19 protein-coding genes are annotated in these 23578 nt (G+C 60.0%); 1 reads left to right on the top strand and 18 read right to left on the bottom strand.

Going from position 1 to position 23578, the window contains the following annotated elements:
* Positions 1-40: 40 nt before the first annotated feature.
* The 3 genes from ltrA to FFS64_RS02825 all read right to left on the bottom strand — a co-directional run bounded on the left by ltrA (position 41) and on the right by FFS64_RS02825 (position 3685).
* Positions 41-1462 carry a group II intron reverse transcriptase/maturase gene (gene ltrA / locus FFS64_RS02835; protein WP_137804139.1) on the bottom strand — a complete coding sequence of 474 codons (1422 nt, stop codon included), beginning with the start codon at positions 1460-1462 and terminating at the stop codon, positions 41-43.
* 572 nt (positions 1463-2034) lie between these two features.
* Complete coding sequence (locus FFS64_RS02830; protein WP_137804138.1) at positions 2035-2298, bottom strand: DUF6124 family protein; 264 nt, start codon at positions 2296-2298, stop codon at positions 2035-2037.
* A 484-nt stretch (positions 2299-2782) separates the two neighbouring features.
* Positions 2783-3685 (bottom strand): LysR family transcriptional regulator, encoded by a 903-nt coding sequence (locus FFS64_RS02825; protein WP_137804137.1) that lies wholly within the window; start codon positions 3683-3685, stop codon positions 2783-2785.
* A gap of 168 nt (positions 3686-3853) precedes the next feature.
* On the opposite strand from FFS64_RS02825, the gene FFS64_RS02820 reads away from it, so the two are divergent.
* On the top strand, positions 3854-5068 hold the full coding sequence (locus tag FFS64_RS02820) for an MFS transporter (RefSeq protein WP_372242161.1): 1215 nt from the start codon (positions 3854-3856) through the stop codon (positions 5066-5068).
* A 45-nt stretch (positions 5069-5113) separates the two neighbouring features.
* Here the strand turns inward: FFS64_RS02820 and gspM are convergent, their stop codons facing one another.
* The 15 genes from gspM to gltB form a co-directional block, all read right to left on the bottom strand.
* Complete coding sequence (gene gspM, locus FFS64_RS02815; RefSeq protein WP_137804247.1) at positions 5114-5545, bottom strand: type II secretion system protein GspM; 432 nt, start codon at positions 5543-5545, stop codon at positions 5114-5116.
* Positions 5546-5562: 17 nt separating this feature from the next.
* Positions 5563-6663, bottom strand: coding sequence for a type II secretion system protein GspL (gene gspL / locus FFS64_RS02810; RefSeq protein WP_137804135.1), 1101 nt, complete (start codon positions 6661-6663; stop codon positions 5563-5565).
* Positions 6660-7490, bottom strand: coding sequence for a general secretion pathway protein GspK (locus FFS64_RS02805; RefSeq protein ID WP_137804134.1), 831 nt, complete (start codon positions 7488-7490; stop codon positions 6660-6662). Before FFS64_RS02805 ends, gspL begins: the two co-directional genes overlap by 4 nt.
* On the bottom strand, positions 7487-8017 hold the full coding sequence (locus tag FFS64_RS02800) for a type II secretion system protein GspJ (protein WP_137804133.1): 531 nt from the start codon (positions 8015-8017) through the stop codon (positions 7487-7489). The genes FFS64_RS02805 and FFS64_RS02800 overlap by 4 nt, the downstream gene beginning before the upstream one ends.
* Positions 8010-8393, bottom strand: a complete 384-nt coding sequence (gspI, locus tag FFS64_RS02795) for a type II secretion system minor pseudopilin GspI (protein WP_256660395.1) — start codon at positions 8391-8393, stop codon at positions 8010-8012. Before gspI ends, FFS64_RS02800 begins: the two co-directional genes overlap by 8 nt.
* Positions 8386-8853: a type II secretion system minor pseudopilin GspH gene (gspH, locus tag FFS64_RS02790; RefSeq protein WP_137804132.1), complete on the bottom strand. Its 468-nt coding sequence runs from the start codon at positions 8851-8853 to the stop codon at positions 8386-8388. Before gspH ends, gspI begins: the two co-directional genes overlap by 8 nt.
* Before the next feature lie 3 nt (positions 8854-8856).
* On the bottom strand, positions 8857-9303 hold the full coding sequence (gspG, locus tag FFS64_RS02785) for a type II secretion system major pseudopilin GspG (RefSeq protein WP_137804131.1): 447 nt from the start codon (positions 9301-9303) through the stop codon (positions 8857-8859).
* 3 nt (positions 9304-9306) lie between these two features.
* Positions 9307-10515, bottom strand: coding sequence for a type II secretion system inner membrane protein GspF (gene gspF, locus FFS64_RS02780; RefSeq protein ID WP_137804130.1), 1209 nt, complete (start codon positions 10513-10515; stop codon positions 9307-9309).
* 2 nt (positions 10516-10517) lie between these two features.
* Complete coding sequence (gene gspE / locus FFS64_RS02775; protein ID WP_137804129.1) at positions 10518-11999, bottom strand: type II secretion system ATPase GspE; 1482 nt, start codon at positions 11997-11999, stop codon at positions 10518-10520.
* Positions 11996-13924 carry a type II secretion system secretin GspD gene (gspD, locus tag FFS64_RS02770; RefSeq protein ID WP_137804128.1) on the bottom strand — a complete coding sequence of 643 codons (1929 nt, stop codon included), beginning with the start codon at positions 13922-13924 and terminating at the stop codon, positions 11996-11998. The genes gspE and gspD overlap by 4 nt, the downstream gene beginning before the upstream one ends.
* An 8-nt stretch (positions 13925-13932) precedes the next feature.
* A complete protein-coding gene (locus FFS64_RS02765; RefSeq protein WP_256660394.1) occupies positions 13933-14472 on the bottom strand; it encodes a type II secretion system protein N in 540 nt (179 codons plus the stop codon).
* 80 nt (positions 14473-14552) lie between these two features.
* Positions 14553-16019, bottom strand: a complete 1467-nt coding sequence (gene gbpA, locus FFS64_RS02760) for an N-acetylglucosamine-binding protein GbpA (protein ID WP_137804127.1) — start codon at positions 16017-16019, stop codon at positions 14553-14555.
* Between the two features lie 291 nt (positions 16020-16310).
* The gene (hemE, locus tag FFS64_RS02755) at positions 16311-17378 is read right to left on the bottom strand and encodes a uroporphyrinogen decarboxylase (RefSeq protein ID WP_137804126.1); all 1068 of its coding nucleotides are present in this window, start codon (positions 17376-17378) and stop codon (positions 16311-16313) included.
* A gap of 180 nt (positions 17379-17558) precedes the next feature.
* Complete coding sequence (locus FFS64_RS02750) at positions 17559-18977, bottom strand: FAD-dependent oxidoreductase (RefSeq protein ID WP_137804125.1); 1419 nt, start codon at positions 18975-18977, stop codon at positions 17559-17561.
* 33 nt (positions 18978-19010) lie between these two features.
* Positions 19011-23459 (bottom strand): glutamate synthase large subunit, encoded by a 4449-nt coding sequence (gene gltB / locus FFS64_RS02745; RefSeq protein WP_137804124.1) that lies wholly within the window; start codon positions 23457-23459, stop codon positions 19011-19013.
* Positions 23460-23578 lie beyond the last annotated feature (119 nt).

The following is a 23578-nucleotide window of genomic DNA, read 5'->3' as shown; positions in this document are numbered from 1 at the left end:
CCTCTCACACCACCGTACGTACGGCTCCGTATACGGCGGTTCAAATTATGCGATTAAGCCGAGTTATCGTATCCAGTATCGAGACCAGTCCGAGTTCATCCCAGAGCTTCTTCGGCAGCGCCTGATTCATATGAGGTGCCCCCGAATTCCACCAAGGGCCTCGACCATTGAACGCTGAGTGGTAAGCGCGCTGCTCGTCTATCCCCAAACGCATCAGGTTGCGCGCCCTCGCTGAGGGCCGTTTCCATTGCCGCCAAAGAGCACAACGAAGCTTGTGACGCACCCACCCATCAAGTATCTCTAAAGCGCGTTTGCCCTGAGTGAGTTTGAAGTATCCAGCCCAACCGCGCAGCACAGGGTTTATACGCTCTATGGTATAGGCCATTTTACGTCCTCGTGCTCCGCGCAGAAGCGCCCCGAGCCGGTCGCGCAAGCGAAGCAAGCTCATCGTTGCCACTCGTAACCGTGGCTGTCGATGCCAGCTCATCCCATAGCCCAAGTAATCACACATCCACGATCCGGCTACTCGGCTCTTTTCCCGGTTCAGCGTCAGTTTCAGCCGCTGCCTCAGGAAACGCTCAACGCTAGCCATCACCCGTTCGCCTGCGCGACGACTGCGCACATAAATGTTCGCATCGTCGGCATAACGTACAAAACGATGGCCCCGCCGTTCCAATTCACAATCGAGTTCGTTGAGCAGGATGTTCGACAGCAACGGCGAGAGCGGGCCGCCTTGCGGCGTCCCTTCCTGCCGGCGACTGACGAGTCCGCCTGACATCGTTCCTGCTTCGAGATAACGACGGATCAGCGTGAGCACACATCTATCTTCGATTTGACGCTCCATGTAGGCCATCAATACATCGTGGTTGACCCGATCAAAGAACTTCTCCAGATCAAGTTCCACGCACCAGCGGTGACCCGCCGCCACATGGGCGCGGGCTGTTTCGATGGCTTGGTGAGCGCTTCTACCCGGTCGAAAGCCGTAGCTGTAGTCCGAGAACAGAGGGTCGAAGATTGGCGTGAGCTGTTGCAGCAAAGCCTGTTGAATCAGGCGATCCACGACATTGGGGATACCCAGTTGCCGTGTTCCTCCTTTGGGTTTGGGGATGTCGACGGCGCGTACACCTTGCGGGTGGTACTCGCCTGCCAGCAACCGAGCCTTGAGGATCGGCCAATACTGTTTCACGTAGCCCGCCAAGTCGGCGACCGTCATGCCATCGGCACCCGGCGCCCCCTTGTTGCTGACTACGCGTTGATACGCACGCTTGAGGTTGGCGGGTGCGAGCACCCGCGCCATCAACGTGCCCGGCTCCGCGTTCGTCCCCGTCACAGACGCCGCTGATACCTGTGCGCTGTCAGCCGTCATCCTCGGATTCTGTCCGGGACTCGGAGTAACAGTCTTCTCTGGGAGAAATTTCTGCATTTCGGTATTCAACGAGACTTTGACGCCTACTGGCGGCATAACTTGTTCGGCCCTTGGTGGCGCGGTTAACCGCCACTTACTACGGCCTCGGCTGACTTCTGCACGTTCATCCCGTCGCCTCTCGACGCTCGGTAGCACAGCGGCAAACGTGCAGATCTCCCAGGGTAATTCGCGTGACCTTCCTGCTTATGCCTGTCGGATTTACGTCGTAGCGCTCCGTGCAAGTATTGGGCTTTGATGAGCATTGCCACCTGACCCCGCTACGCCGCCTGATCCGCTTCCTGTTCGTCAGGCCAGCATTTTGCCTCGGGCTTCCTTCAGATTCGCGGTCACCCGCGACACCCTTGCCTCTGGCTAACACTTCCCCTTGCCGGGTGTGTAGAGGACTTTCACCTCCAAGTCACCAGCGTGGCCACCACAGCCAAGCTGGTTGCGCTTACGCGCAACGCGCCATGCCTGGCGCACAACGACAAAGGGCGCCTTTCGGCGCCCCTTCACAAACAGGTCGGCTTGTCATCGCCCTGTACCTGCCCGGCTCTGTGATGGCTGGTTGCCCAGGATCCTCAGAGTCTCACAAACCCCTTTCGGGAACGATCGGTGCTTAATAGGGCCTAGGGTGGATCGAGGTTGTCCAACACCCGACTCACCGCCAGTTCCCCCAACATAATCGACTGCTGAATCCCCAACAGTACCTGCCCCTGCGGCCCTTCCAGATTTTGGGCGAAGTCGCTGGCCATGACACTGGCGGAGGCCAGCGATACACAGGCGTATTCAAGCAAAGTGTGATTGTCGATATCGGGGGCGATGAGGAAGATCGGGCTGGGTTGGCGTGGCGCGTCCAGATCGGTGTCCGGTGGATTGGGCGTATGGGTCATGATTCAGTGTCCTGAAAGAGGGGGAGCCGACACCGAATCGCCAGTCATCAGAAGGGTGGCAGCTGTACGCAGGTTAGTAGACCGGGTTTTGTGAGTCCGGCGCGCCCTAAGACGCCCTGCGCACAGCGGCCATCAAGGGCAGGTACGAAAATACCTGCCTATCAGGAGCGCTAATACGCTTCACAAAACTACGGGCTACTAAACCCGATCACTGACCATCAGTGACCCGATTCAAGTTAGCGACGGCCCTCGAAGCGCACAAGCCGGCGGATTCTGGAGTAGGTGTAGGCCGCGCCGCAAGGCGCTGTAGCCTATTGGACGGATTTCAGAAATGTCTTACGGTCGATGGTGAAATATCTGGTAGATCGCGGGCTGGCTGACGCTTTTTTAGTGCTTTGTGGACGCCATCGCGGGCAAGCCCGCTCCCACAGGATTATGCACTGACCTGTGGGAGCGGACTCACCCGCGAATGACGGCGCAGCCGTCAAGATTTCAAGGGCTCAACCTTTCGCGTCAACAACTCCACAAACGCCCTGGCCATTGCCGACTTCTGATCCTTACGCTGTACCAACCACACCGCCGACACCGCCGCCGGGTCGAGTAATGGCCGATAAACCACGCCATCGATGCGCATCCGCTGATAAGACGCCGGCAGCACCGATACGCCCAACCCCGCCGCCACCAACCCGATGATGGTCATCGCCTCGCCAGCCTCCTGGGCAAAGTGCGGGCTGAAGCCGGCGTCCCGGGCCAGGCTGAGCAATTGTGCGTACAGGCCACTGCCGTAGCTGCGCGGGAAAAATACAAAAGGTTCGAGGGCCAGAGCCGACAGGAACAAGCCTTCTTCACTGTCCTTCACCAGCGGATGCTTGGAGCTGAGTACCGCGACCAGCGGCTCGCGCATCAGCTCGACCACGGTGAGCGAATCGGGCAGCCCGAGCGGCCGCATGATTCCGACCTCGATGGATTCGTCGACCAATGCATCGGCCACTTGGGTGCTGCTCATTTCCCGCAGGTTCAGGTGCACCGCCGGGAAACGCTGGCGAAACGAGAAGATCGCCTGGGGGATCGTCGAATTGAACGGCGCTGACGAGGTAAAGCCGATTTTCAGTTCGCCCAACTCACCCAACTGCGCCCGACGCGCAACATCTGCCGCCTTGTCAACTTGCGCCAGCACCAGACGCGCCTCTTCCAGGAACAACCGACCGGCCTCACTCAGCTCGACCCGACGATTGGTACGCTCGAACAATCGCGCGCCGACCTCCTGCTCCAGCGCCTGGATCTGCTGACTCAACGGTGGCTGCGAGATGCCCAGCACCTGTGCGGCGCGGCCAAAATGCAGCTCTTCGGCGACGGCGATGAAGTAGCGCAGATGACGCAGTTCCATGAACACCTCATTAGGTCGTTAAAGCTATCAAACAGGTCGAACAATATATTGGATTGAATCATTAGCCAGCTATATGCTTTTTTCATTGCCTGACCGGCTGTACCCCCTCCGAGGTCCAACGTGAAAACTGCTGTCGCTCCACTTGCCCATGAAGTTTCCCCCTCAGCGCTGGACGATGTTGCCGTCGAACTGAAGGAGATCTACATCGAAAAAGGCACGCCTGCGTTCATGCGCACGGTGCTGGCGCTGTTCTGCGGCGGCTTCGCGACTTTCGCCCTGCTCTATTGCGTGCAGCCGATGATGCCGCTGTTGTCCCTGGAGTATTCAATCAACGCGGCCCAGAGCAGCCTGATCCTCTCGGTGGCCACCGGCATGCTCGCCATTGGCCTGCTGATCACCGGCCCGATCTCTGATCGCGTCGGACGCAAACCGGTGATGGTCGCGGCACTGTTTGCCGCCGCGCTGTGCACCATGGCCAGCGCGATGATGCCGAGCTGGCATGGCGTACTCTTCATGCGCGCATTGATCGGTTTGTCATTGAGCGGCCTGGCCGCGGTCGCGATGACTTACCTGAGTGAAGAAATCCATCCGCAACACATTGGTCTCGCCATGGGCTTGTACATCGCTGGCAACGCCATCGGCGGGATGAGCGGACGCTTGATTACCGGGGTGTTGATCGATTTTGTCAGCTGGCATTCAGCGATGCTGGTGATCGGTGGCCTGGCGCTGATCGCAGCGGCGGTGTTCTGGAAAATCCTTCCCGAATCGCGCAACTTCCGCGCCCGTTCGTTGCACCCGCGCAGCCTGCTCGACGGTTTCACCATGCACTTTCGCGACGCCGGTCTGCCGCTGCTGTTCCTCGAAGCCTTTGTACTGATGGGGGCGTTCGTCACGCTGTTCAACTACATTGGCTATCGCCTGCTGGCCGAGCCGTACCACATGGAGCAGGCTTTCGTCGGCTTGCTCTCGGTGGTGTACCTGTCGGGCATCTATAGTTCGGCGAAAATCGGCTCCCTGGCCGACAAGCTGGGACGGCGCAAAGTGCTTTGGAGCACCATCGTGCTGATGATCGCCGGCCTCGCCCTGACGATGTTCACGCCGCTGCCACTGGTGATATTCGGCATGCTGGTGTTCACCTTCGGCTTCTTCGGCGCCCATTCGGTGGCCAGCAGCTGGATCGGCCGTCGCGCCACCAAGGCCAAGGGTCAGGCGTCGTCGCTATACCTGTTCAGCTATTACGCCGGGTCGAGCATCGCCGGCACGGCAGGCGGGGTGTTCTGGCATTTGGGTGGCTGGAACGGCATCGGCTTGTTCATTGGTGGGTTGTTGGTGGTGGCGTTGCTGATCGCGTTGAAGCTGGCCAAGTTGCCGCCGTTGCGCTAAAGCCGCGGAAGCTCCGGTGCCACAAGGGAAATGCGCTCGGCATCACTATCTGAGTACCACCTGCGCGTGCAGCGCCGTATCGCGCTTTTCCAGAGTCAGCGATTGCAGCGCAACACCTTCGCGCTCGATCTGGTCCAGCCACGACAACAAGGCCTTGGCGTCGCCGCTGAGTGTCAGGCGCAGCAAATCGTTGTCAGTGTCCAACTGATGCAACTCCAGCCCCGCCGTGGCAGCACTTTCGCTGAGGCGTAGCGACAGGGGTTGGTCGGTTGGTTCGGGAACACTGCTTTGGGGCCGCGCCCATTGCAGCTGAGCCGCCAGTGCCAGTTGGTGTTGATACTGGCGCTCGGCGATCGCCAGCCGTTGCTGCACCGGTTGCCAGATCAGATTGAATGCCGCGACGCTCAGGACAAAAACACCAAGCCCCCGCAATGCCCATTGTTCACGGACGGACAGGCGCTGCCAACACTGCAGGATCACTGCCTTCAATGACTTCATGCGCCCTGCTCCATGCTCAGGGTCGCCTGAATCCGATTACCTTCCTTGCTCGCGTTGTCGACCCGCACAGGCAAGCCTTGCTGTCGCCCGCGCTCGCGAAGCAGTTCCAGCTCGGCAAAGCTGTTGGCGGTCAGCTGGATTTTCCAGCCATCGCCTTCACGAAACTCGATGCGCTGGACTTCGACATGGCTGGCGCCGATGACTTGCTCGACGCGTTTGACCAGGCCGGTGATATGACCGCCCTGCGACTGCGTACGCTGGCCTTGCAGAGCCTGGAGTTGCGCGGCGAGGTCGACGATGCGAGTTTGCTGCGGGTACAACGCTTTGAACTGCTGTTCACTACGGCTGTAGAGCTGACGACTTTCACTTTCCAGATAACGGATTCGCGTTTCACGGGCACCCCAGTTCAGCAGTAACAGCATCAGTATTGCCACCCCTCCAAGCCGCCACGGCAGTGGCCTTCGCTTTTTGGCAAAGTCACCGTGCAGCAGGTTGATTGCTTGCCCATGGCCGTCAATCAGCCATTGATCGACATCCCCCTCACGCTCGTCGCGCCATTGTCTGTCCAATGACAACATCGGCCTGATGGGCGCCAATCCGTCGTTCGACAATGCCAGACGAGCCGCCAGACCGCCGCCCAGCACCCAGCGACCGAACCACCAAACGCAAAGCGCCTGATCCTGCGGCAACAGATCGGCATCGACAAAAACGGAACGCACTTGCACACCTGCCTCGGTCAATAATGCGAGTACGGCGGCAAAGCGCTCGCGGCTAATCACCATCACCGGATAGCGCCCTTGTGCGTCACGTGTACCAACGCTCAGATGCAACTTCTCCAGCGCCTCGCTCAGTTGTTCTTCAACGGCGAATGCGATGGCTTGTGCATTGGGCCGACGGGCAGAGGGCCACGGCTCGCTGCGTAGCCAACTGCACAATTCCATGGGCAACAGCAGGTCGACGGGATTGCCGTTCAGCGTCTGAGCCGCCTGATTCATAGGCATGAGCTGTCGTTGACCCGTCGATGACCACAGGCAACAGAGCCAGTCGGCCGACGGCGCGGCCAGGCTTTCGGGCGTCAGGTAGAGCCAGGTTTTCATGGTGTTTTCTCTTGGGTATTCAACGGCAGCAAACGTCGTTGCAGGACTTTCAGTTGGCGTGTCTTGGGGTCGCGTTCGACATCGGTAGCCAGGCGCAATCCACCTTGCCCCTGGGTCACCTGAACGGTGATCCGATACCAGCGACTGCTGATGCCCAGACCATGACTGCTCAAGCCCAGACCCGATAGCAACGGGTCTTGGGTAAAAGCCTGAACGCTGGACCAGGGGGATTTCGAACGCTGGCGCAGCAGGTCTTCCGCCATTGCGGGCTCGACGCCATCGAGCGTGCGCAATATCAGCGCCGACGCGGTATTGATGTTCAACACCGCGTCCGTGGGCAGCAGGGCGACCCAGGGTTCCAGTCGACGCAGCCGCTCACCATCGACACCCGCCAGCAAACGCAGCTGACTTAGCTCTCGCAATACGCCCACCTGCTCAAGCTGCAATGGCGGAAGTTGTAACCCACTCTGCAAACGCGCCCAACGATTGAGCGTGACCTGATCGATCTGGCCTTGATTCAGCAACGCATTGAGATTGAAACGCCCGGCCAGGTCCTCGATATCGACGTGGATTCGCGCGTCTTCAACTTCCAGGCCAGGCGACTGATCAGGGATCGGGTCGCTGTTTTTCTGCTGCATCCGCAACCGTGAAAGTGCCCAGGCTTCCCCACCCGTAGCGAGTTGACGCAGGTGCATCTGCTGCAATTGTTGCCCGCTGCTTTGCAGCAACAGGCGATGGCTGCGCAGCACTGTGCCGATGATCAATAGCGCCAGGCTCATGACCAGCAACACGCTGATCAACGCAACACCCCGTTGATGTGCCCTCATGGCAACGCCTCCGGCAACAACAATACCCGACGGATAGCCTCGAAACGGCCCGCCGACACCTGCATTTCCAGCGCCAGCGGCGCCTTCACGCTCTGATCGCCAAGCCAACCGGCCTGGCTATCGAACAGGCGCCAACTCAGGTGCCGAACATCATCGAGCAGCTTTTGCCGCTGCACGACCAGCGTGCCTTCACCCCGGCTCTCGCGCCACAACGCGCCGTTGTCGAGACGGTAGGTCAGAGCCTGTCGTTCGCTGCGCGGTTGATCCAGCGGGTTGCGCCAGTTGCTGCGCTGTAATTGCAGTTGCGTCAGCTCCAGCACGATCGGTTGTTCGGTGATCTGCAGCAGGTCGCGCTCGATGACGGCTACGGTACGTTGCAGGCTTCGCAACTCACGTTCATGGGCCATGATGCTCTGTTGAACGCGCACCACACCGTCGAACAGCGTCCAACTGGCCACTCCCAACAAGGCGAAGATCGCAATGGCGATCACCAGTTCGATCAAGGTGAATCCGGCCTGTTTACTCATGAGGTCCGGAAATCCAGCCACTGGCGTGGTGCAAGGTCTGGTCGCGCCCGCTCAGGTTGACGTCGATATCGACCTTGAACAGGCGCTCGTGGCTTGCCGCTCGGATGTGCTGCCGAACGACCCAATCGCGACGATCCATCCGCACAATCCGCTGCGACTGTCCAATGTCCAGGCCAGATTGCAGGCGCAGCTCATTCAATCGGTTGTCCGCCACCCACGATGCGATCAGCCGCTCCTCGACGGCGCTGGCCTGCTTCACCACGTATTGGCTCGCCGACAGCACCGCCGTCGCCAGGGTTGCGAAAATCACCAGTGCCACCATGATTTCCAGCAGCGTGAACCCCCCCATGCGCGCCATGAACAACGGTCTAACCATCGATCCGCACCTCGCCGATGCCATCGCTGGACAGGCTCAACCGGCTCTGGTCCCCGGTCTCGAACGTCAGCGTGAAAACGCTGGTTTCGTCACTGCTGAGCATCAGCAACTGAGGTGAGCCTTCGTCAGCGCCCAGGCTCACGAAATACCCGTCGTGTTTCAGTCGCGGTCGCAAGTTATCGGGCCATTGATAGAACGCCATCACCGGATCCCAGCCGCGCCTGTCAAGCCGCATTGCCCGGTAACCGTCGGTACTCAACCGTACACCGTACTCCTGACTCTCGAGCACCGCCCGCTCACGCAACTGTCGAATCATCCCCGCGAGGGCATGCGCTTCCTGCCTGGCCTGACGTGCCGGGTTCATGCCGGTGGCAAAGCTCACCATACCCACCAGCACACCGATCAACACGATCACGATCATCAATTCCAGCAAGGTAAATCCCCGACAGCGATGCGGCATGCATCACCCCCCGTTGCCGATGTCGGCCGCGTGCCCTTCGCCACCCACCACGCCATCGGAACCGAGGGAGTACAGGTCGTAGGTGCCATCGACCGATTTCACACCGGGATTGAGGTATTGATAAGGGGTACCCCACGGATCCACGGGCAGGCTTTTCAGGTAACCCTGTGGGCTCCAGTTACGCGCTGCCGGCAACCCGGAAGGACGTTTGTGCAACGCCTCCAATCCATGCTGCGTCGAGGGGTACTGGAAGTTGTCGAGGCGATACATTTCCAGCGCAGTGGCGATGGCCTGGATATCGGTTTTGGCCGCAGTGACTTTGGCCTGATCTGGACGGCTCATGAACTGGGGCACCACGATGGCCCCGAGAATACCGATGATGACCACCACCACCATGATTTCGATCAGGGTAAAACCGCGCTGGGACGTTCTGTGACGTAAAGCATTCATGGGTCAATTCACCAATTGGTTGAGGCTGAGAATGGGAAGCAGGATGGCCAGGACGATCAGCAGCACAACGGCGCCCATCAGCACGAGCATCACCGGCTCGAACAGGCTCACCACCAAGGCGATGCGCGCCGCCAGGCTGCTTTCCTGTTGCTCGGCGGCGCGGGCCAACATGCGATCGAGTTCCCCGGCCCGTTCGCCGCTGGCGATCATGTGCAGCATCATCGGCGGGATGTCACCACTCAGTTCCAGGCCACGGGTCAAAGTGCCGCCCTCGCGGACCGAGCGGGCGACATCGGCCATGCGCGCGCGAATGGTCAGGTTGCCGATCACGGCGGCGGCGATTTCCAGGGCGTCGACCAAAGGCACCGCGCTTTTACCGAGGATTGCCAGAGTGCTGGCAAACCGCGCCGCCTCCATCGCCCGCAGCACTTCGCCAATCACCGGTAGCTTCAACGCCAGACGATGCCAGCGCAGCCGCCACACCAGCTGACGCTGACTCCAACGCCAGAGACTGAGCAGCATGGCCAACCCGCCGAGCATCAGCAGACCATGATTGCGCAAACCGTCGCTCACGCTGATCAACGCCACGGTCAGCCCAGGCAACGCCTGGCCGCTATCGATGAAAATCCTCACCACGTCCGGCACTACGTAACCGAGCAGAAAGCCGACGATCACCACGCTGGTCAGCATCAGGATCAACGGGTACACCAGGGCCATCTGGATTTTCTGTCGCGAGGCCTGACGCGCCTGCGTGTAAGCCGCGAGCTGCTCGAGCACATCACCCAAATGGCCGGAGCGCTCACCGGCAGCGACGGTGGCACGAAACAATTCGGGGAACGCTTTGGGAAACAGGCCCAACGCTGTGGAAAGGGCATGGCCTTCCATCACCCGGCTGCGGACCGCCGATAACAGACCGACAACCTTTCGTTTGGCACTCTGTTTCGCTACGGCCTCAAGGGCTTCCTCAAGGGGCAAACCGGCCTGAACGAGGGTGGACAGTTGCAGCGTCAACAGCGCCAGGTCCGCGGCGCTGAGACGTCCGCCCCGTGGCTGCGCCCCTCTGTCGCCCCCCACCCTGACCTCGTGCAGTTCACGCGGCCACAAGCCTCGCTCGCGCATGAGTTGCCGCGCATGACGCGGGCTGTCGGCTTCAAGCCGGCCCTTGCAACGTCGGCCCTGTGCATCGTCAGCGCGGTACTCGAATGTCGGCACGCCTAGTCCTCCTGGGTCACGCGCAGTAACTCATCGAGACTGGTCACGCCGTCCAGCACCCGTTGGCGGCCATCCTGAAACAGGCTGCGTGACGCCTTGCGCGTTTCACCCAGCAACGCCTGCTCACTGGCGCCTTGATGAATCAGCGTCGATACGGCAGGCGTCACGCCGATCAGCTCATAGATCCCGATTCGCCCGCGATAACCGTGCTGACACTGATCGCACCCCACCGCTCGGAACAGCATCGGCGGTGCCGCAGAGTCGAGCCCCAGCCGCCGGCACGCCACTGCGTCCGCGCTGTACGACACCTTGCAATGACCACACAACCTGCGCAGTAACCGCTGGGCCAGAATGCCCACCAATGACGACGCCAGCAGATAGGCATCGACGCCCATGTCCACCAATCGCGTCACCGCGCCGACAGCACTGTTGGTGTGCAAGGTCGAAAGCACCAAATGCCCGGTCAGCGAAGCCTGGACGGCAATTTCCGCGGTCTCGCGGTCGCGGATTTCACCGACCATCACCACGTCCGGGTCCTGTCGCAAAATCGCCCGCAAACCTCGGGCGAAAGTCATGTCGACCTTTGGATTGACCGGCATCTGGCCGATCCCCGGCAGGTGGTATTCGATGGGATCTTCGACCGTAAGAATGTTGCGGGTCTGATCGTTCAGACTGCTCAGCGCGGCATACAGGCTGGTGGTTTTGCCGGAGCCGGTGGGTCCGGTAACCAGCAGGATGCCATGGGGTTTGCCCAGCAATCGGCGCAAGGCCGCGAGGATGTCGTTCGGCATGCCCAAGCGCTGCAAATCCAGGCGTCCGGCCTGTTTGTCTAGCAAGCGCAACACCACCCGTTCACCATGCGCCGACGGCAGCGTCGAGACCCGCACATCCACTTCGTGCCCGGCCAAGCGCAGCGCCATCCGTCCATCCTGGGGAACCCGTTTTTCCGCGATGTCCAGCCGCGCCATGACCTTGATCCGCGACACCAGCAGCGTTGCCAATTCACGTCTTGGCCGAAGCATTTCGCGCAATTGCCCGTCGACGCGCATACGCACCGACAGATACTGCTCGAAGGTTTCCAGATGCACGTCGGACGCATGCTCGCGTACAGCCTCGCTGAGCAACGCGTTGATCAGGCGGATGATCGGCGCATCGCCCTGTTGCTCCAGCAGGTCGGCGGTTTGCGGTACCTGGTCCACCAGGCTCAGCAGGTCAAGCTCTTCGTCCAGCCCTTGTGCAACCTGCTCGGCGGCGCTCTGCCCTTCGCGATACGCAGCCGCCAGCCGAGCCGCAAACACCTCGGGTTGCAGCAGTCGCACCCGTAGATCCTGGCCACACACGCGACGCGCTTCGGCCACGGCCGTAAGTGGCGTATCGCTGCGTATCACCAAGGTCCACTCATCGCCTTCGTGTACCAACAGAACGCCGAATCGGCGGGCAAACCCGAAAGGCAGCGGCTCGCAAACCACGGTCGAGGCCGTCATGGTGTACGGAGCGCCGGTTGGCGCAAGTCGAACAGCGGCGCATCGGACACAGGCTCGAACAACTGACGCGCATCGGCGGGTAGCAGCAACGAGTTATTGCCCTGTGCCCCCGGCTTGCTCAAGTCTCGCAGCGCGTTGTAACGCTGCTGGCTGACGTCGACCAGATCTTCCTTGCTGCGCACGATGGTGGGCCGCAAGAACACCATCAGATTGCTTTTGGTCTGGGTATCCCGGGTCCAGCGAAACAGGGCGCCGAGGTAAGGAATGTCGCGCAACAACGGCACCCCGCTTTTTTGGGTGCGCACGCTGTCGCGGATCAGGCCGCCAATCACGATGATTTCGCCATCGTCGGCCAGGATGGTGCTCTTGAGCGCCCGTTTGTTGGTGATCAGGTCAGAGGAATCAATGCCTGATACCGACGGTGCGATGTCCGACACCTCTTGTTCGACTTCCAGGCGCAAGCTCGAACCGTCGTTGATATAAGGCTTGATCTTCAGGCTGATGCCCACATCCTTGCGTTCGACCGTGGTGAACGGATTATCCGCGCCGCTGCTGCTGGTGGCGTAGGAACCGGTTTTGAACGGTACGTTCTGACCGACGATGATTTCTGCTTCCTGATTATCCAGGGTCAGAAGACTCGGCGTGGAGAGCAGATTGCTGCGGGTGTTACTGGCCAGGGCTGAAATCAACGCACCGAAACGGTCACCGCCCAGCTGCAGAATAGCGCCTTCCGGCGCCGATTTTTTCTCGTCGAATTTCAGTCCGCCGACGATGGGAATATCCGTGCCGGGGAAGTTGATGAAACCCTTGGCATCACCGGTGTTAATGCCCCATTGCACACCCACCGCTTCGGCGATGTCCCCGGAAATTTCGACGATGGCGGCATGGATCAGCACTTGCGCCCGAGGCTGATCCAGCTGCCGCACGATGCTTTCGATGATCTTGACTTGCGCCGGCTCGGCAATCAGCACCAGCGCATTCTGGCTTTCGTCGGCCTTGATCATGAAAGTCGTGCCAGAGGACGTTTCCTTCACGCCAGCAAGGGTCGCAGGCGCCTTTGTGCCCTGCCCCATGGATTCCAGAATCTCGGCCAGTTGCCTGGCATCACTATGGCGCAGGCGCAGCACACGGGCGTTGTCAGGACTCGCCGTGGCGCGGACATCGAGACCGCGAGCAAGCTCGGTCAAGCGTTGGCGGACTGCCGGGGGGCCGATGAGGATCAGGCGGTTGGTCCGATTGTCGGCCAGAACCTGGATCGCGGTGTCGGCGTTGCGTTTGCCTAGAGAAGCCCCCATCAACGAGGCCACATCGCTGGCTTGGGCGTGCTGCAATTGAACCACCGCGTGCATGTCGCCCTGCCCGGAGTCCAGTTGCCGAACCACTCGGGCAATGCGTTGAACATTGGCGGCCGTGTCCGTCACCACCAGCGCATTGGCCGACACTGACGGGCCGACATAGCCATTGACCGAGATCAGCGGTCGCACCAGCCCGGCGATGTCTGCGGCGCTGCTGGTATTGAGCTCGATGACCCGGGTGACAAATTGCGAGGCGGTGACGTTTTTTGCGGAACCGCTGCCGGCACGGGTTTTAGCTTCTGCCACTGGCGCAATCAGAATCCGGTCACCCTCGTCGATCACCGTGAAGTTGTGGGCATCGAGTACCGAATAGAACAACCGGCGAACGCCTTCGCGATCAAGGGCCTGGCGCGACATGACGGTAATGCGCCCGGAGACTCTCGGGTCCAGCACCACGGTAGTCCCGAGAATGGACGAAATTTCTTCGACGATGTCGCGCAACTCGGCGTTGTTCATCGCCAACTGCCATTTCTCTTCCTCGGCCTGCAACGTGCCCGGCAAGGTCGCTGCTGACAGCACGGCAAGAAGAAGCATGGCGCGCAGGAATTGCGCGCCAATGAAACTGTTCATGGGTTCGATCACTCTGACGGCCCAGTGAGCGGGCGTAGATAACGTGCGGAAGCGGTTGGAGCCTTTACGTTGGCTGAGGCTTCGAATGGGTGCAGGAAAGGTGCGGCGTGCGATTGCAGCGTCAATCGTTCTTCACGGCCCTTGTTCCATAACAGCACTTGATTAGCCTCGACCCGACGCAGAACGCTTCCCCCCGGCAATCGTTCGCCTACTTGATACAGACGCGAACCTTGAGCATCGGCCAGCAACGCCTTGGACAATCCATTGCTGACGACAAAACTGGCCTGCAAGGTGAACGGTTCGGCACTGACCTGCGGCGTGGCCTCGCTCGCCAAACCAAACACCATCGCCACTCCTGTCGCATCCAGTGGCATACGATCAGGTGAGGGTGTCGTCGCCGCTACGACCGATGAAGGTCGAGGTAGCAGCTCACGAAAGTGCCATTCCTGCCACACCACAAACACGGCGTAGCCCACCGATAAAACCAACAGACCAACCACACGCATTTGCCGGACGAAAAGGGTCACCACCTTCAGTGAAAAATTCACGACGGGTTACTCGATGTTCAATAGGGATTTCAACCTTCAGGCAACCCTTCATGGGCTGCCCGAAGTGCTACGGCGCGGACTTAAATCTTGTCCCAGGCCATGTGCCAGTGCGCACCAATGCCTGGTTCAAAGCCGTTGGCGGTCGGGCTGTATTGCTTGCAGTAGCCCGATGCAGGGAACGGCTTGCATTCAAAGACTTCGTTGGTCTTCGGTTGCAGCACTTTGGTGCCCGCCTTGTAGTCACTGAGACCTTCAGGGAACACAAAGTCATAGTCGGCACCGGCGCCTTCACCGGCCAGGTTGGTGGTCTGGGTATCCTGGCGGGTGGTACGGCCATCCAGAGTAGTGCCGACCAGTGTCAGGGTATGTTTGCCAGGATTACTGCGAACATCCATGACGAGATTGGTAATGCCGCTTTCCGCACGCGCAGCCGTAGAACCGACCGGCTTGTTTTTCTCGTCGAACAAGGTCGCTTCAACGTTCATCTGGCGGTTGGAGATCATGCTGAAGTCGACCTTGACCAGACCTTTTTCCAACACGTATTCGGCTTGCTGGGAAGCCACCGACATGCGCGCCGCAGCGTCTTCTTTCATGTCCAGCTGAACTTCGTAACGGGTTACGCCGCTCTCTTTTTGAGCGTACAAGCTATTGTTGCCCTTGACCGGTTCGATGGCGCCGTTTTCATCACGAACGCCAGCGCGGATGAGGGTGTGAGCCTTGTTGATGGCCTCTGCCAGCTTGAACGACCAGTTGTTCGGCAAACCTTGTTCAGCGTTATCGATGGAAATTTCAACGCTGTATTGCGGGTTTTCGCCGTTGGCCGAGAATGCGCGGGCCTTGACCTTGTCGCCGACCAGCAACTGAGTCGAAGGCGCAATGCTGCCCACGGAGGACCAGCCACCCGGCAGCTCCGGTTCCGCCAGAATGTTCACGTCCGTGGCGTTGTAAAACGCTGCATCGGTGTCGCCGACGGTCCAGATTGCAAGAATCACATGCTGACCGGATTTGTCGGCCGGGATGGTGCAATTGTGTTTGTCGCTGTTGGATGGTTTCTGATTGCCACCGTCGACAGTGCAGAACGGCGTGCTTTCGAAAGTGGCGCGCTTGAGGGATTCGTTCGGGTTCCAGCCGTTGCGGGTAATGAAGTACTCATGTTTGGTCGCAGGGTGCACCGCCGTGTAGTGCCATTGGAAATCGATCGTGCGGTCCTTGATTTCCGTCAGATGCCAGCGGGTAGCAGACTGAGCGTCCAGAGCGGAGAACAACGAGTGACCACCACTCGGAATTTTTCCGTCTACCGGCCCTTGTAACGGAGCACCACCCGTACCGGCCGGGAAACCTTTAAAAGTCTCACCGACACTTTGCGGTTCGTATTGCGCACCACCACAGTTGGTATTCAAGCCTTTCTGGCAAAGCAGCGCACGCGAGGGCGGCACTTCCAGATAGCCATGAGCAGAAGCACCTTGAGACGCCAACATTGCCGATAACAGGATCATTGAAGAAGTGCAGACAGCTAACGCACTTCCCTTGTAAGAAGTATTTTTCATCACATGAATTCCGGACTACATATCGAAGAGTAAGGCGCGAATTACTGGCGCCGATGTTTGCGATATTGCTCAGCACCGGGCTGGGCAAGGGTCCGAAACCTTACTTGGATGAATGAGTTTTCTATGTAGGGAAAGTCTCTACTAACAGCGGGAACATTCTCTCTACTTCTCCATCCTACAACGGATGAAAAAGCTTCTCACTGCAATCTACCCCAACTAAACACGAAGATTAAATACATAAAAAAACCTGCCCGGCGCGGGCCAGACAGGTTTTTCTAAAGCTTCAAAGGTTTACTCGTGATACTGCGCCGACAACTCATGCACCGCGCGCAAGAAAGCACCTGCATGCTCAGGATCGACTTCCGGCGTGATGCCATGGCCCAGGTTGAACACGTGGCCGCTTCCCTTGCCATAGCTGGCAAGGATGCGGCCGACTTCGGCGCGAATCGCTTCAGGCTTGGCGTAAAGCACGGTCGGGTCCATGTTGCCTTGCAGTGCGACTTTACTGCCGACGCGCTCACGTGCATTGCCGATATCGCAAGTCCAGTCCAGGCCCAAGGCGTCAGCGCCAGCATCGGCGATGCTTTCCAGCCACAGGCCGCCGTTCTTGGTGAACAGGATCACCGGCACCTTGCGACCTTCGTGCTCGCGGATCAGGCCGCTGACGATTTTGCGCATGTAGGCCAGGGAGAACTCCTGGTAGGCCGCCGCCGACAGGTTGCCGCCCCAGGTGTCGAAAATCTGCACCGCTTGCGCGCCAGCCATGATCTGGCCGTTGAGGTAGCTGGTGACCGACTGCGCGAGTTTATCCAGCAGCAGGTGCATGGCTTGCGGGTTGTCGTAGAGCATGGCCTTGGTCTTGCGGAAGTCTTTCGACGAGCCGCCTTCGACCATGTAGGTGGCCAGGGTCCATGGGCTGCCGGAGAAGCCGATCAGCGGCACACGACCATTGAGTTCGCGGCGGATGGTGCTGACAGCGTCCATCACGTAGCCCAGGTCTTTCTGCGGATCGGGAATCGGCAGGGCTTCGATGTCGGCCAGGGTGCTGACGACTTTCTTGAAGCGCGGACCTTCGCCGGTTTCGAAGTACAGGCCTTGGCCCATGGCATCCGGAATGGTGAGGATGTCGGAGAAGAGGATCGCCGCATCCAGCTGTGGATAACGGTCGAGCGGCTGCATCGTGACTTCGCAAGCGAACGCCGGGTTCATGCACAGGCTCATGAAATCACCGGCCTTGGCGCGGCTGGCGCGGTATTCCGGCAGGTAGCGGCCGGCTTGACGCATCATCCACACAGGGGTGACGTCTACGGGTTGCTTGAGCAGTGCGCGCAGGAAACGGTCGTTCTTCAGGGCAGTCATGTCGGCATCCGGAAAAAAAGTGCGGGCATTTTCTCAGAGGTCGACGCAAAAGGCACGGCAAGCGCCGCACCTTTTGTCTATCGGGTCAATTGGTCGCAGGGGAGCAGCTGCAAGTTTCAAGCTGCAAGCCGCAAGCGCTGTGACTTGTAGCTTGCAACTTGTAGCTTGAAGCTGGTGTCTTTAGACACCCAGATAATCCAGGATCCCTTCAGCCGCATTACGGCCTTCGAAGATCGCCGTCACCACCAGATCGGAACCGCGCACCATGTCGCCACCGGCGAAGATTTTCGGGTTGCTGGTCTGGTGCTTGTACTGACCTTGTTCCGGTGCCACGACGCGGCCCTGGCTGTCGGTCTGGATGCTGAACTGCTCGAACCACGGCGCCGGGCTCGGGCGGAAACCGAAGGCGATGACCACGGCGTCTGCCGGGATGATCTCTTCGGAACCCGGGATCGGCTCGGGGCTGCGACGGCCACGGGCGTCCGGTTCGCCGAGACGGGTCTCGACCACCTTCACGCCTTCGACCTTGTCTTCACCGACGATAGCGATCGGCTGGCGGTTGTAGAGGAATTTCACGCCTTCTTCCTTGGCGTTCTTCACCTCTTTGCGCGAGCCCGGCATGTTCGCTTCGTCACGACGATAGGCACAGGTCACCGATTTGGCACCCTGGCGGATCGATGTCCGGTTGCAGTCCATGGCCGTGTCGCCACCACCGAGTACCACGACCTTCTTGCCTTTCATGTCGACGAAATCTTCCGGCGACTTTTCAAAGCCCAGGTTGCGGTTGACGTTGGCGATCAGGAAATCCAGCGCGTCATACACGCCCGGCAGATCCTCACCGGCAAAGCCGCCTTTCATGTAGGTGTAGGTGCCCATGCCCATGAATACGGCATCGTATTCTTCGAGCAGTTGCTCCATGGTCACATCCTTGCCCACCTCGGTGTTGAGGCGGAACTCGATGCCCATGCCGGTGAAGACTTCGCGGCGATTGCTCAGCACGGTCTTTTCCAGCTTGAACTCGGGGATACCGAAGGTCAGCAGGCCGCCGATTTCCGGGTTCTTGTCGAACACCACCGGCGTCACGCCACCGCGCACCAGCACGTCGGCACAGCCCAGGCCCGCAGGACCTGCCCCGATGATGGCGACACGCTTGCCGGTCGGTTTGACCCTGGACATGTCCGGGCGCCAGCCCATGGCGAACGCGGTGTCGGTGATGTACTTCTCCACCGAACCGATGGTCACCGCGCCAAAACCGTCGTTGAGGGTGCAGGCACCCTCGCACAGCCGGTCCTGCGGGCACACCCGGCCGCAGACTTCCGGCAGGGTGTTGGTCTGGTGCGACAGCTCGGCGGCGGCGAGGATGTTGCCCTCGGCCACCAGTTTCAGCCAGTTGGGAATGAAGTTGTGCACCGGGCACTTCCATTCACAATACGGGTTACCGCAGCCCAGGCAGCGGTGGGCCTGGTCGGCCGACTGCTGGGGTTTGAACGGTTCGTAGATCTCCACGAACTCTTTCTTGCGTTGACGCAACAGTTTCTTCTTCGGATCCTTGCGCCCGACCTCGATGAACTGGAAGTCATTATTCAGACGTTCAGCCATTGTTAAAACCTCATCAAACTCTTCAGGCGCATATCACTGCGGGTTGGCACGGGTGCTGGAAAGCAACGATTTCAGGGTGGCAGCCTTGGGCTTGACCAGCCAGAAACGGCGCACGTAATCATCGAGGTTCTCGGCGAGTTCACGACCCCACTCGCTGTCGGTTTCCTCGACGTACTCGTTCAGCACGCGTTGCAGATGGCTACGGTAGGCTTCCATCGCCTCGCCGCTGATCCGCTGGATTTCCACCAGTTCGTGGTTAACCCGGTCAACGAAAGTGTTGTCCTGGTCGAGCACGTAGGCGAAACCGCCGGTCATGCCAGAGCCGAAGTTGTAACCGGTCTTGCCCAAGACGCAGACGAAACCACCGGTCATGTACTCGCAGCAGTGATCGCCAGTGCCTTCCACCACGGTGTGGGCACCGGAGTTACGCACGGCGAAACGCTCACCCGCGGTGCCGGCGGCGAACAGCTTGCCACCCGTGGCGCCGTACAGGCAGGTGTTACCGATGATGGCACTGTCCTGAGTCTTGTAGACGCTGCCCTTCGGCGGAACGATGACCAGTTTGCCGCCGGTCATGCCTTTGCCGACGTAGTCGTTGGCATCGCCTTCCAGGTACATGTTCAGGCCACCGGCGTTCCACACACCAAAGCTCTGACCAGCCGTGCCCTTGAAGCGGAAGGTGATAGGCGCGTTGGCCATGCCCTGGTTGCCGTGCTTACGGGCGATTTCGCCGGAGATCCGCGCGCCGATGGAGCGGTCGCAGTTGCAGATATCCAGTTCGAATTCGGCGCCGCTCAGGTCGTTGATTGCCGAGGTGGCCATGTCGACCATTTTCTCGGCCAGCAGGCCCTTGTCGAACGGTGGGTTGCGCTCGACGCCACAGAACTGCGGCTTGTCCGCCGGCACGTGATCGCTGCCCAGCAACGGGGTCAGGTCCAGGTGATGCTGCTTGGCGGTCTGGCCTTCGAGTACATCCAGCAGATCGGTACGGCCGATCAGCTCTTCAAGGGAGCGCACGCCCAGCTTGGCCAGCCACTCACGGGTTTCTTCGGCGACGTAGGTGAAGAAGTTCACCACCATGTCGACGGTGCCGATGTAGTGATCCTTGCGCAGCTTCTCGTTCTGAGTCGCAACGCCAGTGGCGCAGTTGTTCAGGTGGCAGATGCGCAGGTATTTGCACCCCAAGGCGATCATCGGCGCGGTGCCGAAGCCGAAGCTTTCAGCGCCGAGGATCGCAGCCTTGATCACGTCGAGGCCGGTTTTCAGGCCGCCGTCGGTCTGCACGCGAACCTTGCCGCGCAGGTCATTGCCACGCAGGGTCTGGTGAGTTTCGGCCAGGCCGAGTTCCCACGGAGCGCCCGCGTATTTGATCGAGGTCAGCGGCGAAGCACCGGTGCCGCCGTCGTAGCCGGAAATGGTGATCAGGTCGGCATAGGCCTTGGCCACACCGGCAGCAATGGTACCGACGCCCGCTTCCGCTACCAGCTTCACCGAGACCAGCGCCTTCGGATTGACTTGTTTCAGGTCGAAAATCAGCTGCGACAAGTCTTCGATCGAGTAGATGTCGTGGTGCGGCGGTGGCGAAATCAGGGTCACGCCTGGTACCGCGTAACGCAGCTTGGCGATCAGACCGTTGACCTTGCCGCCTGGCAATTGACCACCTTCGCCGGGCTTGGCGCCCTGGGCGACCTTGATCTGCAGCACTTCGGCGTTGACCAGGTACTCCGGGGTCACACCGAAACGGCCAGTGGCAACCTGCTTGATTTTCGAACTCTTGATGGTGCCGTAGCGCGCCGGGTCTTCGCCGCCTTCGCCGGAGTTGGAACGCGCACCGAGGCGGTTCATGGCTTCGGCCAGGGCTTCGTGAGCTTCCGGCGACAGGGCGCCCAGCGAGATGCCGGCGGAGTCGAAGCGCTTGAGTACCGATTCCAGCGGTTCGATCTCACTCATGTCCAGCGGCGTGTCGAGGGTTTTGACTTTGAGCAAGTCACGGATCATCGACACCGGTCGGTTGTCCACCAGCGAGGTGTATTCCTTGAACTTGCTGTAGTCGCCCTGCTGCACCGCGGCTTGCAAGGTGTTGACCACGTCCGGGTTGTACGCGTGATATTCGCCACCGTGGACGAACTTCAGCAGGCCGCCCTGCTGGATCGGCTTGCGCGGGCTCCAGGCTTCGGTGGCCAGGGCTTTCTGCTCGGCTTCGATGTCGACGAAACGCGCACCCTTGATGCGGCTCGGTACGCCCTTGAAGCTCAGATTGCAGACTTCCTCGGACAGGCCGATGGCTTCGAACAGCTGCGCACCACGGTACGAGGTGATGGTCGAAATGCCCATCTTCGACAGGATCTTGAGCAGGCCTTTGGTAATGCCCTTCCGGTAGTTCTTGAACACCTCATAGAGGTCACCCAGTACTTCACCGGTCCGGATCAGATCGCCCAGCACTTCATAAGCCAGGAACGGATAAACGGCAGAGGCGCCGAAACCGATCAGCACTGCGAAGTGATGCGGATCGCGAGCGGTCGCGGTTTCCACCAGGATGTTGGAGTCGCAGCGCAGGCCTTTTTCGGTCAGGCGGTGGTGTACCGCGCCGGTGGCCAGGGAAGCGTGGATCGGCAACTTGCCCGGGGCAATGTGACGGTCGCTCAGCACGACCTGGGTACGACCGGCGCGCACGGCTTCTTCAGCCTGATCGGCAACGTTGCGAATCGCCGCTTCGAGGCCGACGCTCTCGTCGTAGTTGAGGTCGATGATCGCGCGCTCGAAGCCCGGACGATCGAGGTTCATCAGCGAGCGCCATTTGGCCGGGGAAATGACCGGCGAGCTGAGGATCACGCGCGAAGCGTGTTCCGGCGACTCCTGGAAGATGTTGCGCTCGGCACCGAGGCAGATCTCCAGCGACATGACGATGGCTTCACGCAGCGGGTCGATCGGCGGGTTGGTGACCTGCGCGAACTGCTGGCGGAAATAGTCGTACGGCGTACGCACGCGCTGGGACAGCACGGCCATCGGCGTATCGTCGCCCATGGAACCCACGGCTTCGTAGCCTTGTTCGCCGAGCGGACGCAGCACCTGGTCGCGCTCTTCGAACGTGACCTGGTACATCTTCATGTATTGCTTGAGCTGATCGACGTCGTAGAACGCCGAACCGTGGTCGTTGTCTTCCATGGTCGCCTGGATGCGCAGGGCATTCTTGCGCAGCCATTGCTTGTACGGATGACGGGACTTCAGGCGGTTGTCGATCGCATCGGTATCGAGGATCTGACCGGTTTCGGTGTCCACGGCAAAGATCTGGCCCGGGCCAACGCGACCTTTGGCGATCACGTCTTCAGGCTGGTAGTTCCAGACACCGATTTCCGAAGCCAGGGTGATGAAACCGTTCTTGGTGGTGACCCAACGCGCCGGACGCAGACCGTTACGGTCGAGCAGGCACACCGCGTAGCGACCGTCGGTCATTACCACGCCGGCCGGACCGTCCCACGGTTCCATGTGCATCGAGTTGTATTCGTAGAACGCACGCAGATCCGGGTCCATGGTTTCGACGTTCTGCCACGCAGGCGGAATGATCATCCGCACACCACGGAACAGGTCGATGCCACCGGTGACCATCAGCTCGAGCATGTTGTCCATGCTGGAGGAGTCGGAGCCGACACGGTTGACCAGCGGACCGAGCTCTTCGAGATCGGGCATCAGGTCGTTGGCGAACTTGGTGCGACGGGCCACGGCCCAGTTGCGGTTGCCGGTGATGGTGTTGATCTCGCCGTTGTGCGCCAGGAAGCGGAACGGTTGAGCCAGCGGCCATTTCGGCAGGGTATTGGTGGAGAAGCGCTGGTGGAACACGCAGATTGCGGTTTTCAGGCGCTCATCGCTCAGGTCTGGATAGAAGGCGGTCAGATCCGCCGGCATCATCAGGCCTTTGTAAATGATGGTCTTGTGGGAAAAGCTGCAGATGTAGTGATCGACGTCGGCAGCGTTGGCCACGGACGATTTACGACGCGAACTGAACAGCTTGATCGCCATTTCCTGGTCGCTCAGGCCTTCACCGCCGATGAACACTTGCTCGATCTGCGGCAGGCGCTCAAGGGCCAGGCGGCCGAGGACGCTGGTGTCGATCGGCACTTTGCGCCAGCCGACCAATTGCAGGCCGGCGGCCAGAATCTCGCGGTTCATGTTCGCGCGAGCGGCTTCGGCTTTGACCGGGTCCTGGTTGAAGAAGACCATGCCCACGGCATATTGCTTGGGCATTTCGACGCCGAACGTTTCCTGGGCGATGGCTCGCAGGAACACGTCCGGCTTTTGAATCAGCAGACCGCAACCGTCACCGGTCTTGCCGTCGGCATTAATCCCACCGCGGTGGGTCATGCAGGTCAGGGCCTCGATGGCCGTTTGCAAAAGGGTATGACTGGGCTCGCCCTGCATATGGGCTATCAGGCCGAAACCGCAGTTATCCTTGAATTCATCTGGTTGGTACAGACCTGCTTTCATAGACACTTTCTCACCAGGCTGCCTCTTAACAAGGCAAATTTCTTTTCAATTCAACCACTTGCCATCCGCGCCGAACGTACGCCAGCTTTGCGGGGGCAAAAGGGAGGTCATTGTACACA

Source organism: Pseudomonas sp. G(2018) (genome assembly GCF_005502415.1).
Taxonomy (GTDB): Bacteria; Pseudomonadota; Gammaproteobacteria; order Pseudomonadales; family Pseudomonadaceae; genus Aquipseudomonas.
Note: the sequence above shows the minus strand (reverse complement) of the source record. Positions and strands in the feature narration are given on the sequence as shown.

What these genes read in the sequence shown, in the direction of transcription:
- ltrA (WP_137804139.1), bottom strand. Translation starts at nt 1,462, where the DNA reads ATGCCGCCAGTAGGCGTCAAAGTCTCGTTGAATACCGAAATGCAGAAA.
- FFS64_RS02830 (WP_137804138.1), bottom strand. Translation starts at nt 2,298, where the DNA reads ATGACCCATACGCCCAATCCACCGGACACCGATCTGGACGCGCCACGC.
- FFS64_RS02825 (WP_137804137.1), bottom strand. Translation starts at nt 3,685, where the DNA reads ATGGAACTGCGTCATCTGCGCTACTTCATCGCCGTCGCCGAAGAGCTG.
- gspL (WP_137804135.1), bottom strand. Translation starts at nt 6,663, where the DNA reads ATGAAAACCTGGCTCTACCTGACGCCCGAAAGCCTGGCCGCGCCGTCG.
- FFS64_RS02805 (WP_137804134.1), bottom strand. Translation starts at nt 7,490, where the DNA reads ATGAGGGCACATCAACGGGGTGTTGCGTTGATCAGCGTGTTGCTGGTC.
- FFS64_RS02800 (WP_137804133.1), bottom strand. Translation starts at nt 8,017, where the DNA reads ATGAGTAAACAGGCCGGATTCACCTTGATCGAACTGGTGATCGCCATT.
- gspI (WP_256660395.1), bottom strand. Translation starts at nt 8,393, where the DNA reads ATGGTTAGACCGTTGTTCATGGCGCGCATGGGGGGGTTCACGCTGCTG.
- gspH (WP_137804132.1), bottom strand. Translation starts at nt 8,853, where the DNA reads ATGCCGCATCGCTGTCGGGGATTTACCTTGCTGGAATTGATGATCGTG.
- gspG (WP_137804131.1), bottom strand. Translation starts at nt 9,303, where the DNA reads ATGAATGCTTTACGTCACAGAACGTCCCAGCGCGGTTTTACCCTGATC.
- gspE (WP_137804129.1), bottom strand. Translation starts at nt 11,999, where the DNA reads ATGACGGCCTCGACCGTGGTTTGCGAGCCGCTGCCTTTCGGGTTTGCC.
- gspD (WP_137804128.1), bottom strand. Translation starts at nt 13,924, where the DNA reads ATGAACAGTTTCATTGGCGCGCAATTCCTGCGCGCCATGCTTCTTCTT.
- gbpA (WP_137804127.1), bottom strand. Translation starts at nt 16,019, where the DNA reads ATGAAAAATACTTCTTACAAGGGAAGTGCGTTAGCTGTCTGCACTTCT.
- hemE (WP_137804126.1), bottom strand. Translation starts at nt 17,378, where the DNA reads ATGACTGCCCTGAAGAACGACCGTTTCCTGCGCGCACTGCTCAAGCAA.
- FFS64_RS02750 (WP_137804125.1), bottom strand. Translation starts at nt 18,977, where the DNA reads ATGGCTGAACGTCTGAATAATGACTTCCAGTTCATCGAGGTCGGGCGC.
- gltB (WP_137804124.1), bottom strand. Translation starts at nt 23,459, where the DNA reads ATGAAAGCAGGTCTGTACCAACCAGATGAATTCAAGGATAACTGCGGT.